This window comes from Micromonospora sp. NPDC005707, from assembly GCF_040631005.1.
GTDB lineage: Bacteria > Actinomycetota > Actinomycetes > Mycobacteriales > Micromonosporaceae > Micromonospora.
In genome coordinates this window covers 272,854-286,015 of record NZ_JBEXYR010000001.1, presented here as the reverse complement: position 1 = coordinate 286,015, position 13,162 = coordinate 272,854, and the positions used below count along the sequence as shown (strand labels likewise).

The following is a 13,162-nucleotide window of genomic DNA, read 5'->3' as shown; positions in this document are numbered from 1 at the left end:
TAGCGAAGGACGGCGATCACGCCACTCCCGCCGGCGGCCCGCCCGGCCGCAGGATCGAGACATGACCTTCTCCGTGCCGCCGGCCGACCCGGCGACCGCCGCCGCCCACTTCCGCGCCCGACTCAGCTTCGAGACCGACGTCAGCGACGTGCACGCCGCCCTGGAGGCGGGCACGCCCGGACTCGTGGTGGTCGACTCCCGGGGCGACGCCGCGTGGCGGCAGGGCCACCTGCCCGGCGCCCTGCACCTGCCCACCGCCGAGATCGCCGCCCGGGCCGCCGAGCTGGTGCCCGCCGGGTCGACCGTGGTGACGTACTGCTGGGGACCGGGCTGCAACGGCGCCACCCGGGCCGCGCTGGAGTTCGCCCGGCTCGGCCATCCCGTGAAGGAGATGCTCGGCGGCTTCGAGTACTGGGCGCGGGAGGGCCTGCCGGTCGTCACGTCGGCCGGCACGGTGCGCCGCCGGGTGGACGACCTGACCGCGCCCCGGTCCGCGGTCGCCTGCGACTGCTGACGGTCAGTCGACGGGCTCGTCGGTGAGGCGTTCGCCCCGCCGGCGCAGCATGCCGAGCCCGGGGATGCCGGCCACGGCCAGCTTGAGGTCCCGGGTGACGGCCAGCAGGTCGTGCAGGTCCGGGCCGACCCGGTCCAGGGTGGCCAGGATCGGCAGCACGTCCGAGGTCAGGTGCTCCTTCAGCTTCGGCAGCTCGTCGACCAGCCGGATGGCCGCGGTCACCTCCTCCGGGCTCAGCTGCTCGACGAACCGGGTCGCCATCGGCGCGGCCCGGCGCAGCGCCGGCTCGTACGCGCCCAGCAGCTCGGCCGCCGTGCCGGCCGCCTCCTCGGCGGTGACCACCGTGCCGGCGGCCCGGACGGCCACCGCGTCGGCCTCGGCGACCAGGGCGGCCGCCGCCCGGGCCACCCGGTCCGCCTCGCCCACCACCGCGGCGGCGGTCGTGGCGACTCCCGTCGCGGTCTCGATCGCCTCGGTGGCGGCGGCGCTGATCACGGCGACCTCCCGGACCGCCGCGTCCGCGTCGTCGAGCACCCGGTCGGTGCGGTCGAGGGTGCCCTCGATGCGGTCGACCACCCCGTTGATCCGCCGCACGAGCGCCTCCACCTCGTCGAGCACCGCGAAGGCGCGGGCCGGCACGGCGGCGAACGCGGCGGCCGAGCCGAGCGCCTGGTCCAGGGCGGAACGGGTGAGCCCGACGACGGCGCCGGGACGGGGGAGGGGAATCGCCATGCCACCCAGTGTGCGTCCCGCCGGCCAGGACCGCCGGGTGGCAGCGGGGCGGCCACGGTCACACCCGTCGCCACGACCGGTGACGCCGGCGACAGCGAACAGCGCGGCCGGCGCCCGGTCTGGGCGGTCAGCGACGGTCGCCCTGCTGCTCCACTGCCCGCTGCACGGCCCGGTAGATCTGGCCGAACCGGAGCGCGTCGGGCGTGCGCAGCAGCAGCACCTCCCGGCCGTGGTGCTGCACCCACAGCTCGTGCACCCGGTTGCCCCGCTCGTAGGAGCGGTCCAGCCAGCCGAGCGGCACCTCCAGGAACGGGGTCAGGGCCAGCCCGACCACCACGAACCCGGCCAGGATGACCAGCGCCAGTTTCCAGTCGCCCCGGTCCTGCGCGGCCCAGGCCAGCGAGAGCGCGCAGACCAGCGCCACGAGCGGCGGCAGCGACAGCAGCAGGACCAGCACCCCGCGCCCCAGGACCCGGCCCCGGACCGCCAGGGTGGTCGCACCGCGGGCGTGCCAGACGTACGTGACGTCGGCGAGCGCGACGACGTGCCCGCCGGCGTGGATGGCCTTCGAGGTGACCTGTACCGCGTCGTCCCGGTAATAGAGGGTCATCATTCAGCCTAACCACCCCGGGTCCAGAGGGGACGGTGCGGCGACCGCCGGCGGGGTAGCGTCCCGGCATGGCGGACCGGGACGGGGCCGAGGCGGCCGGCACCGAGCAGCAGCGCAACATCGAGGTGGTCCGGCGCTATCTGCGGACGTTCGTGACCAAGGATCTGGCCGAGTTGGCCGAGGTGGTCGCCGAGGATGTGGAGATCTACGGCTCGGGCACGGCGGTGCGCGGCCGGCGCTACCCCGAGGCGGCCGTCTCCTCGCCCGGGCTGACCGTGCTCGACCAGCGGATCCTGGAGATCTTCGCGGCCGGGGACCGGGTGGTGGTCTCGATGGCGCAGACCTACCGGCGGGACGCGACCGGGGCCACCACGGTGCAGAGCGCGTGCAAGATGTACCGACTGGCCGGCGGGCGGATCGTCCAGTTCTGGGGCGAGCAGGACACCTACGGCCTGCTGCGCGGTCTCGGGCTGCTGCCCGACGTGCCGATCGCGTTCTGACGCCGGGGCGGGTTGCTCTCCATGGCCCGCTGCACCGCCCGGTAGATCTGGCCGAAGCGCAGCGCGTCGCCCGTGTGCAGCAGCCGCACCGGCCGGCCCCGCCAGCGCGCCCACATCTCCAGCTCCCGGCTGCCCCGGGCGTACGAGCGGTCGAGGTGTTCGAAGAGCACGTCGGCGAGCGGACCGATGCCGAGGCCGACCAGCACGGACGCTCCGACGATGGCGATGGTGACCACGGCGGAGCGGTGCAGCCAGACCGCCAGCCCGATGCCGAGCACGGCGGCCACCAGCGGGCCGGCGAGGGCGGCGCCGATCGCGCCCCGGCCGGCGAGCACCCGCCAGGAGCGGTCGCCCCGCCGGTGCCACACCACGGTCAGTTCGGCGAGGGGATAGCTGCGCCCGTCCACCCGGACGGCGGTGGAGGTGACCTGGACCGACTTGTCGTCGTAATAGGTGATCATGGCCTCACTCCCGGTGCAGGGGCGGCGACAACTCCGGCTCGCCGCGCAGCGACCTGGAGCCGTCGACACCACACTGTCTACCCCAACGACCCTGGTCGTAAGGTTGGCACGCGACTTCGACGAGGAAGTGAGGGCAGCGTGGGCGAGTTCGTCAGGCTGGAAGTGAAGGACGGCATCGGCACCATCCGGCTGGAGCGGCCGCCGATGAACGCGCTCAACACCCAGGTGCAGGAGGAGTTGCGCGCCGCCGCCGCGGCGGCCACCGCCGACGCCGAGGTCCGCGCGGTCATCGTGTACGGCGGCGAGAAGGTCTTCGCGGCCGGCGCGGACATCAAGGAGATGGCGGACATGTCCTACGTGGACATGGCCGGCCGGGCCGCCGACCTGTCCAGCGCCCTGGGCGCCATCGCCCGGATCCCCAAGCCGGTGGTCGCCGCGATCACCGGCTACGCGCTGGGCGGCGGCTGCGAGCTGGCCCTGGCCTGTGACTGGCGGATCGTGGCCGACGACGCCAAGCTCGGCCAGCCGGAGATCAGGCTCGGCATCATCCCGGGCGCCGGCGGCACCCAGCGGCTGGCCCGCCTCGTCGGCCCGGCCCGCGCCAAGGACCTGATCATGACGGGCCGGATGGTCGACGCCGAGGAGGCGCTGCGGATCGGCCTGGCCGACCGGGTGGTCCCGGCCGCCGAGGTCTATGAGGCCGCGGTCGCCTACGTGAAGCCGTACCTGACCGGCCCGGTGCAGGCGCTGCGGGCGGCCAAGCTGGCCGTCGACGGCGGCCTGGACATGGACCTCAACTCCGGCCTGGCCTGGGAGAGCCAGCTCTTCGCGGCGCTGTTCGCCACCGACGACCGGCGCGAGGGCATGGCGGCGTTCGTCGAGAAGCGCAAGCCGGGCTTCACCGGCCGCTGAACCGCCGCTCCGGGTCGGCGGCCCGTCCCGCCGCCGACCCGAGAACGGTTCACATCCCGCTTACCGGCCAGTAGCGTGTGACTCCGGTCATGACGAAGGGAAGTGGCGATGACGGAACGGGTCGAGGGGCACGGCGGCGAGCTGGCCCTCGCGGCGCTGCGCGCGCACGGCGTACGGGAGATGTTCACCCTCTCCGGCGGGCACGTCTTCCCGCTCTACGACGCGGCGCACCGGACCGGCTTCGGAATCTACGACGTCCGGCACGAGCAGTCCGCCGTCTTCGCCGCCGAGGCGGTGGCGAAGCTGCAGCGCCGTCCCGGCCTGGCCGTGCTCACCGCCGGCCCCGGCGTCACCAACGGCGTCTCCGGCCTGACCAGCGCCTTCTTCAACGCCTCGCCGGTGCTGGTGCTCGGCGGGCGGGCCCCGCAGTTCCGCTGGGGCTCCGGCAGCCTCCAGGAGATGGACCACCTGCCGCTGGTCGCCCCGGTCACCAAGCACGCCGAGACGGTGTTCGGCGCCGACGACATCCCGCGCGCGGTGACCGCGGCCCTCACCGCCGCGCTCACCCCGCACCGCGGCCCGGCCTTCCTCGACTTCCCCCTGGAGGCGGTCTTCTCGGTCGGCGAGGCCGACCTGCCCGCGGTCACCCCGCCGGCGGCGATCGAGGCCGACCCGGACGAGGTCGCGAAGGCCGCCGCCCTGATCGCCGCCGCGTCCCGGCCGGTGATCATCGCCGGCTCCGACGTGTACGCGGGCGACGCCGTCGAGGCGCTGCGGGCCGCCGCCGAGTCCCTCCAGGTGCCGGTCTTCACCAACGGCATGGGCCGCGGCGCGCTGCCGCCGGAGCACCCGCTCACCTTCGCCAAGGCCCGGCGGGTCGCCCTCAAGAACGCCGACGTGGTCGTGGTGGTCGGCACCCCGCTCGACTTCCGGCTGGGCTTCGGCGACTTCGGCGACGCGCAGGTGGTGCACGTCGTGGACGCGCCCAGCCAGCGCGCCGGGCACGTCCAGCCCGCCGCCGCTCCCGCCGGTGACCTGCGGCTGATCCTCACCGGGTTCGCCGAACACCCGGGCAACCGGGCCGACCACGCCGACTGGATCGCCCAGTTGCGCACCGCCGAGGACGCCGCGAAGGCGCGCGACGCGGAGGAGATGGCCGCCGAGACCGACCCGATCCGCCCGGCCCGGGTCTACGGCGAGCTGCGCAAGGTGCTCGCCCGCGACGCGATCACCATCGGCGACGGCGGGGACTTCGTCTCGTACGCCGGGAAGTACCTGGAGCCCGCCCAGCCCGGCACCTGGCTCGACCCCGGCCCGTACGGCTGCCTGGGCACCGGGATGGGCTACGCCATGGGGGCCCGGGTCAGCCACCCCGACCGGCAGATCTGCGTGCTGATGGGTGACGGCGCGGCCGGCTTCTCGCTGATGGACGTGGAGTCCCTGGCCCGCCAGCGGCTCCCGGTGGTGATCGTGGTCGGCAACAACGGCATCTGGGGCCTGGAGAAGCACCCGATGCGCGCCATGTACGGCTACGACGTGGCCGCCGACCTGCAGCCCGGGCTGCGCTACGACAAGGTGGTCGAGGCGCTCGGCGGCGCGGGCGAGACGGTGGAGAAGGCCGCCGACCTCGGCCCCGCCCTGACCCGTGCGTTCGACGCCGGCGTGCCGTACCTGGTCAACGTGCTGACTGATCCGGGCGACGCGTACCCCCGCTCGTCGAACCTGGCCTGACCTCGACGCCGCGACCGCCGTCGCCCGGGTGACCGGCGACGGCGGTCGCGTCGTTCTGCCCGGAGGTAAATCAGCGGTCTGTCAGCGCCTGTCGCCGTAACGTCAGCGCCGTCGCTCAAGGTGGGGTGACCAGCGAGAACGACGGGAGCAACGATGACTTACGCGATCCGCGCGGAAGGTCTGGTGCGCCGCTTCGGCGCCACCACCGCGCTGGCCGGGGTGGACCTGGCCGTCCCCACCGGGACGGTGTTCGGGCTGCTCGGGCCGAACGGGGCGGGCAAGACCACGGCGGTGCGGGTGCTGGCCACCCTGCTCGCCGCCGACGAGGGGCACGCCACCGTGGGCGGCTACGACGTCCGCCGCGACGCCCACCGGGTGCGCCAGCTGATCGGCCTCACCGGCCAGTACGCCTCGGTCGACGAGAACCTCACCGGCACCGAGAACCTGCTGCTCATCGGCCGCCTGCTCGGGCTGTCCCGGGCCGACGCCCGGGCCCGCGCCCGGGCGCTGCTGGCCGACTTCCAGCTCACCGACGCCGCCGAGCGGGCCGCCAAGACCTACTCCGGCGGCATGCGCCGCCGGCTCGACCTGGCCGCCAGCCTGGTCGGCCGCCCGCAGGTGCTCTTCCTCGACGAGCCGACCACCGGGCTCGACCCGCGCAGCCGCAACGAGCTGTGGGACATCGTCCGCACCCTGGTGGCCGACGGGGTGACCGTGCTGCTCACCACGCAGTACCTGGAGGAGGCCGACCAGCTCGCCGGCGAGATCGCGGTGGTCGACCACGGCCGGGTGATCGCCCAGGGCGCCCCGGAGGAGCTGAAGGCGCGCACCGGCGGCCAGGTGCTCACCGTCCGCCCGACCGATCCCGCCGACCTGCCGACCGTGGTGGCCGTCGCCGCCGAGGTCACCGGGGTCGCCCCGGAGGTCGCCCAGGCCACCGTCACCGTGCCGGTGAACGACCCGGACGTGCTGCCGGCCGTGGTCCGGCGGCTCGACGCCGCCGAGGTGGCGGTGGCCGAGCTGGCGCTGCGCGGCGCCAGCCTGGACGAGGTCTTCCTCTCCCTGACCGGTCACCGCGCCGAGCAGGACGCCCCGGCCCGCACCGACCTGGAAAGGATCCCGGCATGACCGCCGCCACCCTCGCCGCCCCGCTCGCCCCGGCCCGCCGCCCGGGCCTCGTCGCCGGGCTGCGGAACACCCTCACCCTGGCCTGGCGCAGCCTCGTGCAGATCAAGCACAACCCCATGGAGCTGCTCGACCTGAGCATCCAGCCGGTGATGTTCGTGCTGCTGTTCACCTACGTCTTCGGCACCGCGATCGCCGGCTCGCCGAGCGACTACCTGAAGTTCGCGCTGCCCGGGATCATCGTGCAGAACGCGTTCTTCGCCACCATGACCACCGGCTTCGGGCTCAACACCGACCTCACCAAGGGCGTCTTCGACCGGCTCCGGTCGCTGCCCGTGGCCCGCTGGTCGCCGCTGGCCGGCCGGATCCTCGCCGACACGGTCAAGCAGGCGTGGTCGGTGGCGCTGCTGATCGGCGTCGGCATGATCCTCGGCTTCCGGGTGGGCCACGGGTTCGCTGGGCTGCTGGCCGCGTTCGCCCTGCTGCTGGTCTTCTCGCTGGCCGCCTCGTGGATCTCGGTGCTGGTCGGAGTGCTGGTCAGCGAGCCGGACAAGGTGCAGATCTTCGGCTTCATGGTGATCTTCCCGCTGACCTTCACGAGCAACGCGTTCGTGCCGACCGACAAGATGCCGTCCTGGCTCCAGCACTGGGTGGAGGTCAACCCGGCCACCATCCTGGCCGACGCGCTGCGCGGCCTGCTGGTCTCCGGCCCGGTGGCCGGCCCGGTCGCCAAGTCGCTGATCTGGGCCGCCGTGCTGCTCGCCATCTTCGCCCCGCTCGCGGTGCGGGCGCTCAGGCGTCGAGTGTGACGGCCACCGCCTCCGCGGCGGTCGCCCAGCGGTAACCCAGCCCGCCCGCGTACGCCTCGGCGAAGCCCGTCTCGCCGAGCGCGTCGCGGGCGGCCGCCTCCACCCGGGCGCGGTCCAGCACGGCGTGGTCGGGGCCGCCCCGGATCCCGGTCGCCGCACCGAGCAGCCGGGCGGCCCCGGCCGGGCGGCCGAGCCGCAGCGCCAGATCGGCGTAGCCGACCAGCACGGCCGCGACCACCGGGGCGTCCTGCGAGCTGAGCGCCAACTTCAGGGCCTGGTCGTGCCGGGTCCGGGCGGAGACCAGATCGCCGTCGGCGGCGTCCAGCACGGCCAGGGTGGACGCGTTGAGCGCGCGCCACTGCGGAGCGATCGCGCGGTCGCCCACCAGCCGGGCGCCCTCCGTGAGGCAGGCCCGCGCCCCGGCCCGGTCGCCCTCCGCCCGCAGCAGCTCCGCCCTGCCGTACGCCAGCGCCGCCCTCGTCTCGTCCGATGCGGACAGCTCGGCCTCGTGCACCGCCCGGTCCAGTTCCGCCCACGCCCGGCCCCGCTCGCCCCGCCGCCACAGGTTGTGCGCCAGCCGCAGCCGCATTTCCGGCACGTCCTCGCGGACGCCGAGCGCCTCGAAGTAGGTCATGGCCTCCTCGTGGTACGGAGTCGCCTCGGCGGCCTCGCCGCGCCGGTCGAGCAGGTCGGCCAGCGAGGTGAGGCTGAACGACATGCCCCACCGGTCGCCGACCTGGCGGTAGTGCGCCAGCCCGGCCCGCAGGTCGGCCTCCGCGTCGGCATCCGACAGGCCCCCGTTGAGCAGGGAGTGCGCCCGGATCAGCCGGGCGATGCCGGCCACCCACGGATCCGGGTCGTCGAACAGGGCCACCATGGCGGCCATGGCGGGCGGCTGGAAGTTCGTGTCGAAAGCCGCCGCGATCGGCGCGGCGAGGCGCAGCAGCGGGTGTTCGTGCTCGCGCCCGAGGGACAGCTCCGCGGCCCGGGCCAGCCGTTCCCGGCTGACCGTGACCTCGTCGCTGTGGGTGTCGATCAGGTTCAGCGCGGCGGTGGCCAGGGTGAGGGCGGTGGCGGTGGGCGGCGTGTCGGCCACCCCGGGCAGCTCCAGCACCTGGCCGGCCAGGTCGGCGCCCTCGGCGCGCTGGCCGGTCAGCCACCAGTACCAGCCCAGCGCGGCGGCGTACCGGACGGCGGTGGGGGCGTCGCCGACGGCGATCGCGTGGCGCAGCCCGGCGTGCACGTTGTCGTGGTCGGCCGCGAGCCGGCGCAGCCAGTCCAGCTGCGCCGCGCCGCGCAGCTCGGGCTCGGCCGCCTCGGCCAGGGCCAGGTATTCGGCGGCGTGTGCCCGCCGGACCTCGTCCGTCTCGCCCGCCTCGGCGAGCCGGTCCAGGCCGTACTCGCGGATGGTCTCCAGCATCCGGTAGCGCGGCTCGCCCGTGCCGCCCGCCACCACCAGCGACTTGTCCACGAGCGCGGAGATGGCGTCGAGGACGTCCGCGACCGCTCCAGGTCGCGGCGCGGCGGCAGACGCGCCGAGCTGGAGTGGTCGTTCGACGGCGCAGACCCGCTCGACCGCGTCCAGGGTCGCGCCGCCGGCGAAGACGGCCAGCCGCCGCCAGAGCGCCCGCTCCCCGTCCCCGAGCAGGTCCCAGCTCCAGTCGACCACGGCGCGCAACGTCTGGTGCCGGGGCAGGGCCGTCCGGCTGCCGCCGGTCAGCAGCCGGAACCGGTCGTCCAGCCGGGTGTCCACCTGCGCCGCCGTCATGGCGCGCAGCCGGGCGGCGGCCAGCTCGATGGCGAGCGGCATGCCGTCCAGCGCGCGGCAGATGCGCACTACCGGACCGACCGTGGCCGCGTCCACCGCGAAGTCCGGGCGGACCGCGCCGGCCCGGTCGGCGAAGAGCCGCACGGCCGGGTACGCCAGCGCGGTCGCCGGGTCCGCGTCGGCCGGGGGCAGGGCCAGCGACTCCACCGGCCGCAGCACCTCCCCGGTGATGCCCAGCGGCTCCCGGCTGGTGGCCAGCACCCGCAGCCCGGGACAGGCGGTGAGCAGGCGTTCGGTGAGGCCGGCCGCCGCGTCGATCAGGTGCTCGCAGTTGTCCAGCAGCAGCAGGGCCGTACGCCCGGCGAGCGCGTCGACCAGCCGCCCGACCGGGTCGGCCGGCTCGGGGGCGCCGCGGCCGGCCCGGGCCAGCAGCGCCTGCTCGCGCAGGCCGAGCGCGGCGAGGGCGGCCCCCGGCACCTCGGCCGGGTCGGTGACCGGGGCGAGCGGCACCAGCCACACCCCGTCCGGGAAGCGGCCGGCCACGGCGCGGCCCGACTCCACCGCCAGCCGGGTCTTGCCGGCCCCGCCGGGGCCGGTGAGGGTGGCCAGGCGGGACCGGTCGAGCAGCCCGGCGACCCGGGCCACCTCCTCCTCGCGCCCGACGAAACTGGTCAGCGTGGCGGGCAGGTTCCCCCGGGCCGGGCGGGACGGACCAGCCGGGTCGGCCGGGGCGGGTCGCTCGGCGCGGACGGGGGCGGCCGCCGGCTCGCCGCGCAGGACCTCCAGGTGCAGGGCGGCCAGCTCGGGGCCGGGGTCGGTGCCGAGGGTGTCGGCGAGGGTGGCGCGCAGCCGTTCGTACTCGGCGAGGGCCTCCGCCGGATGGCCGGCCCGGTGCAGCGCCCGGATCAGCAGCCCGGTCAGCCGCTCCCGCAGCGGGTGGGCGGCGACCAGCTCGCGAAGCTGCGGCAGCAGGGCGTCCGGCGCCGCCCGGTCCAGCCGCGCCTCGACCAGGTCCTCCGTGGCGGCGAGCCGCAGCTCGGTGAGCCGGGCCACCGGCGCCCGGGCGAAGTCCGCGTCGGCCACGTCGGCCAGGGCCGGGCCGCGCCAGAGCGCCAGCGCCTCGGCCAGCCGGCGGCAGCCCTCGGTCGGGTCGTCGACGAGCCGGGCCCGGGCCGCCCGGACCGCGGCCTCGAACCGGTGCGCGTCCACGTCGTCGGGTGCCACGGCGAGCCGGTAGCCGCCGGGCTGCGCCTCGACGGGCAGCCCGGCCCGGCGGAGCCGCGAGACGAGGGCCTGGAGCGCGTTCGCGGCCCCGGCCGGCGGCTCGTCCGCCCAGAGCGCGTCGGTGAGCCGGCCGGCGGTGACCGTGCGGCCCGGCTCCAGGGCCAGCAGGATCAGCAGCCGGCGCAGCCGGGCGCCGCCCACCTCCACCGGCGTACCGGTGTCGGCGCGCAGCTCCAGGGGGCCGAGCAGGCTGATCCGCACGGCGTCGATTGTGCCCGCCCGGCGCCCGGTGGCGGCGCTCAGACCTCCGGCCGGTCCCGGTCGTCCTGCCCGCGGCGCAGCTCCTCCTCACGCCGGCGCAGGTCCTCCTCCCAGCGGCGGAGGCGTTCCTGGTCGTCGGCCCGCTTGCGCTCGGCGAGCGAGGAGAGGAACTCGGGGTCGTCGTCCGGCGCGACCTGCCGGGGGCGGTGCTGCTCGGAGAAGCCGTTCCCCATCGGCCAGGCGGTCCGCGTCCGCCGGGCGCCGGCCTCCCGGCCGGCGACGAACCAGGCGATCGAGCCGACCAGCGGGAAGAACAGGATGATCAGCACCCAGGCGATCCGGGGCAGCGCGCGGATCTCGCCCTCCTCGGCGGAGAGGCAGCTGATCAGGGCGCAGACGGCGAGTACGAGCTGGGCCAGGAAGAGCAGCCCGTAAAGGCGAACCATGCCGGACATCATGGCCCACCGGGGACGGTCAGCGCAGCCCGCGCAGCACGTGCACCACGCCCAGCAGCGCCAGGCCGGCGGCGGCCAGCGCGGTCAGCGGGATCGACCAGCGTGCCGGAGCGCGCGGCCCGGCGCCGGTGGCCCGGCGCCAGCCGGTCAGCAGGACGCCCAGCCAGGTGACCACGGCCAGCCCGGCCAGCAGCGCGTCGGCGGTGCGCCCGGTGAACGCCAGCCGGAGTTCCAGCACGAGGATCACGGTGACCGCGAGCAGCGTCCGTCGCCAGGCCAGCCGGGTGCGTTCCGGTTGCAGCCCCGGGTCCCGCCTCACCCGAGGCCCCGGGCCAGCACGACGGCCGCCAGCAGCAGCGCGCCGAGCGCGACCACGAGGGCCAGGACGGCCGGGAAGCGGGACGCGGGCAGCTCCTCGTCCAGCCGGATGGCCCGCTCGGTGCGGGCCCAGTGGTCGACCGCCCGGACGGCGACCGTGGCGCCGAGCAGCAGCAGCGCGACGGCGATCACCTCGCGCAGGTGCTCCAGGGGCAGCCGGGGGAGGAACTGCGCGGCGGCCAGCCCGCCGGCGATCAACGCCAGCCCGGTGCGCAGCCAGGCCAGGAAGGTCCGCTCGTTGGCCAGCGAGAAGCGGTAGTCCGGCCTGTTGCCGACCGACCGCAGCTCGCGCGGGTCGAACCAGCGCCTGATCGCCTCCCACACGGCCTCCATTATCCGCTTTGCCCGGTGCCTAGCCTGAAGGGATGACCGATCTTGACGCGCGGAGCCTGCGCGACGCCTACGACACCCAGATCCGCCCGGAGCTGCCCGACCCGGTGCCGGCCGGGGTGACCATCGACCGGGACGGCCCCCTGTTCCGCGTGCTCAACCTGGACCGCGGCGGCTTCCTCACCTACCGCACCCTGGACGGGCTGGCCGGCGCCGAGCTCGACGCTCTGATCGCCCGGCAGGTCGAGTTCTTCCGCGCCCGGGGCGAGTCGGTGGAGTGGAAGCTCACCGGGCACGACGAGCCGGCCGACCTGGGCGACCGGCTGCGGGCCGCCGGCTTCGTGCCGGAGGACCTGGAGACCGTCGTGATCGGCCCGGTCGCGGCCCTGTCCGCCGCCGTCCCGACGCCGCCCGAGGGGGTACGCCTGCGCGAGGTCACCAGCCACGAGGACCTGCAACGGATCGCCGCCATGGAACAGGCGGTCTGGCAGGAGGACCGGAGTCACCTGGTGACCGGGCTGGCCCGGGAGATCGAGGCGGACCCGCAGTCGATCACGGTCGTGGTGGCCGAGGCCGGCGACACCGTGGTGAGCGCCGGCTGGGTGCGCTACCTGCGCAACACCGGCTTCGCCACCCTCTGGGGCGGCTCGACGCTGCCGGAGTGGCGGCGCAAGGGCGTGTACCGGGCCCTGGTGGCGTACCGGGCGCGGCTGGCCGAGCAGCGCGGCAAGACCCTCGTGCAGGTGGACTGCTCGCCGGACAGCCGGCCCATCCTGGAGCGGCTCGGTCTCGTTGCGGTCACCACGACCACCCCGTACGTCTACACTCCGTGATCATGGAGCGGTTGACGGCGGACGAGCAGCTCACCCTCAAGACCGGAGCCTTCGGGGCCGTGTTCCTGGTCTCCAACGCGGTGCCCGGGATGCTGGCCATGGTGCGCGAGAGCATCGCCGCGTCCGGGGCGCTGGGCGGCGCCAGCGGGGTGGTCAAGGAGGCCCTCACCACCGGCCCGCTGCCGCAGCTGCCCCGGGACTCGGCGCTGGAGATCGAGGCGACCGTGCTGCCGGCGCTGGGCCGGGCCGTGGAGATCCTCCGGACCAAGTCACCGGGGGACGTCGAGGCGTACCGGTCGGTGGTGCTGGCCGCGGCCGACCGGGTGGCGCAGGCCCACCGGGGCATCGCGCCCGCCGAGGCGGCGGTGATCGACAAGATCAGGCATGCGCTGGCCGAGCCCGCCTGACCGGCTCGGCCGACCAGAGCGTGCGCACGCTGGCCCGGACGCAGCGGTCGCGGACGCGGCCGCAGGCGCAGCGGTAGGTCTCCGGGAGCATCCGGCGGCAGGCGCGGCGGAC

Annotated in this window: 15 protein-coding genes; 8 read left to right on the top strand and 7 right to left on the bottom strand. The window is 75.5% G+C overall.

Annotated elements, in window-relative coordinates:
• Positions 1-61: 61 nt before the first annotated feature.
• Positions 62-514 carry a rhodanese-like domain-containing protein gene (locus ABZ452_RS01325; RefSeq protein ID WP_357937623.1) on the top strand — a complete coding sequence of 151 codons (453 nt, stop codon included), beginning with the start codon at positions 62-64 and terminating at the stop codon, positions 512-514.
• A gap of 3 nt (positions 515-517) precedes the next feature.
• Here ABZ452_RS01325 and ABZ452_RS01320 read toward each other — a convergent pair whose 3' ends face one another.
• Together ABZ452_RS01320 and ABZ452_RS01315 are read right to left on the bottom strand one after the other, a co-directional pair.
• Complete coding sequence (locus ABZ452_RS01320; protein ID WP_357937621.1) at positions 518-1,246, bottom strand: hypothetical protein; 729 nt, start codon at positions 1,244-1,246, stop codon at positions 518-520.
• Positions 1,247-1,373: 127 nt separating this feature from the next.
• On the bottom strand, positions 1,374-1,856 hold the full coding sequence (locus ABZ452_RS01315; protein WP_357937619.1) for a DUF6232 family protein: 483 nt from the start codon (positions 1,854-1,856) through the stop codon (positions 1,374-1,376).
• Between the two features lie 68 nt (positions 1,857-1,924).
• On the opposite strand from ABZ452_RS01315, the gene ABZ452_RS01310 reads away from it, so the two are divergent.
• Complete coding sequence (locus tag ABZ452_RS01310) at positions 1,925-2,356, top strand: nuclear transport factor 2 family protein (protein WP_357937617.1); 432 nt, start codon at positions 1,925-1,927, stop codon at positions 2,354-2,356.
• Here the strand turns inward: ABZ452_RS01310 and ABZ452_RS01305 are convergent.
• Positions 2,302-2,817 carry a DUF6232 family protein gene (locus ABZ452_RS01305; RefSeq protein ID WP_357937615.1) on the bottom strand — a complete coding sequence of 172 codons (516 nt, stop codon included), beginning with the start codon at positions 2,815-2,817 and terminating at the stop codon, positions 2,302-2,304. The two genes, ABZ452_RS01310 and ABZ452_RS01305, sit on opposite strands and share 55 nt — an antisense overlap.
• A 138-nt stretch (positions 2,818-2,955) precedes the next feature.
• Here ABZ452_RS01305 and ABZ452_RS01300 point away from each other — a divergent pair, with 138 nt between their 5' ends.
• From ABZ452_RS01300 to ABZ452_RS01285, 4 genes are all read left to right on the top strand, one after another.
• Complete coding sequence (locus ABZ452_RS01300; protein WP_357937613.1) at positions 2,956-3,729, top strand: enoyl-CoA hydratase-related protein; 774 nt, start codon at positions 2,956-2,958, stop codon at positions 3,727-3,729.
• Between the two features lie 108 nt (positions 3,730-3,837).
• The gene (locus tag ABZ452_RS01295; protein WP_357937611.1) at positions 3,838-5,460 is read left to right on the top strand and encodes an acetolactate synthase; all 1,623 of its coding nucleotides are present in this window, start codon (positions 3,838-3,840) and stop codon (positions 5,458-5,460) included.
• Positions 5,461-5,613: 153 nt separating this feature from the next.
• Positions 5,614-6,588 (top strand): ATP-binding cassette domain-containing protein, encoded by a 975-nt coding sequence (locus tag ABZ452_RS01290; RefSeq protein ID WP_357937609.1) that lies wholly within the window; start codon positions 5,614-5,616, stop codon positions 6,586-6,588.
• On the top strand, positions 6,585-7,394 hold the full coding sequence (locus ABZ452_RS01285; RefSeq protein ID WP_357937607.1) for an ABC transporter permease: 810 nt from the start codon (positions 6,585-6,587) through the stop codon (positions 7,392-7,394). Before ABZ452_RS01290 ends, ABZ452_RS01285 begins: the two co-directional genes overlap by 4 nt.
• On the opposite strand, the gene ABZ452_RS01280 is transcribed toward ABZ452_RS01285, so the two are convergent.
• From ABZ452_RS01280 to ABZ452_RS01265, 4 genes are read right to left on the bottom strand one after another with little or no spacing between them, the layout of a single operon-like run.
• A complete protein-coding gene (locus tag ABZ452_RS01280) occupies positions 7,378-10,647 on the bottom strand; it encodes a BTAD domain-containing putative transcriptional regulator (RefSeq protein ID WP_357937605.1) in 3,270 nt (1,089 codons plus the stop codon). The genes ABZ452_RS01285 and ABZ452_RS01280 overlap by 17 nt on opposite strands.
• A 38-nt stretch (positions 10,648-10,685) precedes the next feature.
• On the bottom strand, positions 10,686-11,093 hold the full coding sequence (locus ABZ452_RS01275; RefSeq protein ID WP_357937603.1) for a PLDc N-terminal domain-containing protein: 408 nt from the start codon (positions 11,091-11,093) through the stop codon (positions 10,686-10,688).
• A 28-nt stretch (positions 11,094-11,121) separates the two neighbouring features.
• Entirely contained in the window at positions 11,122-11,421 is a 300-nt protein-coding gene (locus tag ABZ452_RS01270; RefSeq protein WP_357937601.1) for a DUF202 domain-containing protein, read from the bottom strand.
• Positions 11,418-11,804: a DUF202 domain-containing protein gene (locus tag ABZ452_RS01265; RefSeq protein ID WP_357937599.1), complete on the bottom strand. Its 387-nt coding sequence runs from the start codon at positions 11,802-11,804 to the stop codon at positions 11,418-11,420. Before ABZ452_RS01265 ends, ABZ452_RS01270 begins: the two co-directional genes overlap by 4 nt.
• A 41-nt stretch (positions 11,805-11,845) precedes the next feature.
• On the opposite strand from ABZ452_RS01265, the gene ABZ452_RS01260 reads away from it, so the two are divergent.
• Both ABZ452_RS01260 and ABZ452_RS01255 read left to right on the top strand, forming a co-directional pair.
• The gene (locus ABZ452_RS01260; protein WP_357937597.1) at positions 11,846-12,643 is read left to right on the top strand and encodes a GNAT family N-acetyltransferase; all 798 of its coding nucleotides are present in this window, start codon (positions 11,846-11,848) and stop codon (positions 12,641-12,643) included.
• A gap of 2 nt (positions 12,644-12,645) precedes the next feature.
• On the top strand, positions 12,646-13,050 hold the full coding sequence (locus ABZ452_RS01255; RefSeq protein WP_357937595.1) for a hypothetical protein: 405 nt from the start codon (positions 12,646-12,648) through the stop codon (positions 13,048-13,050).
• Positions 13,051-13,162 lie beyond the last annotated feature (112 nt).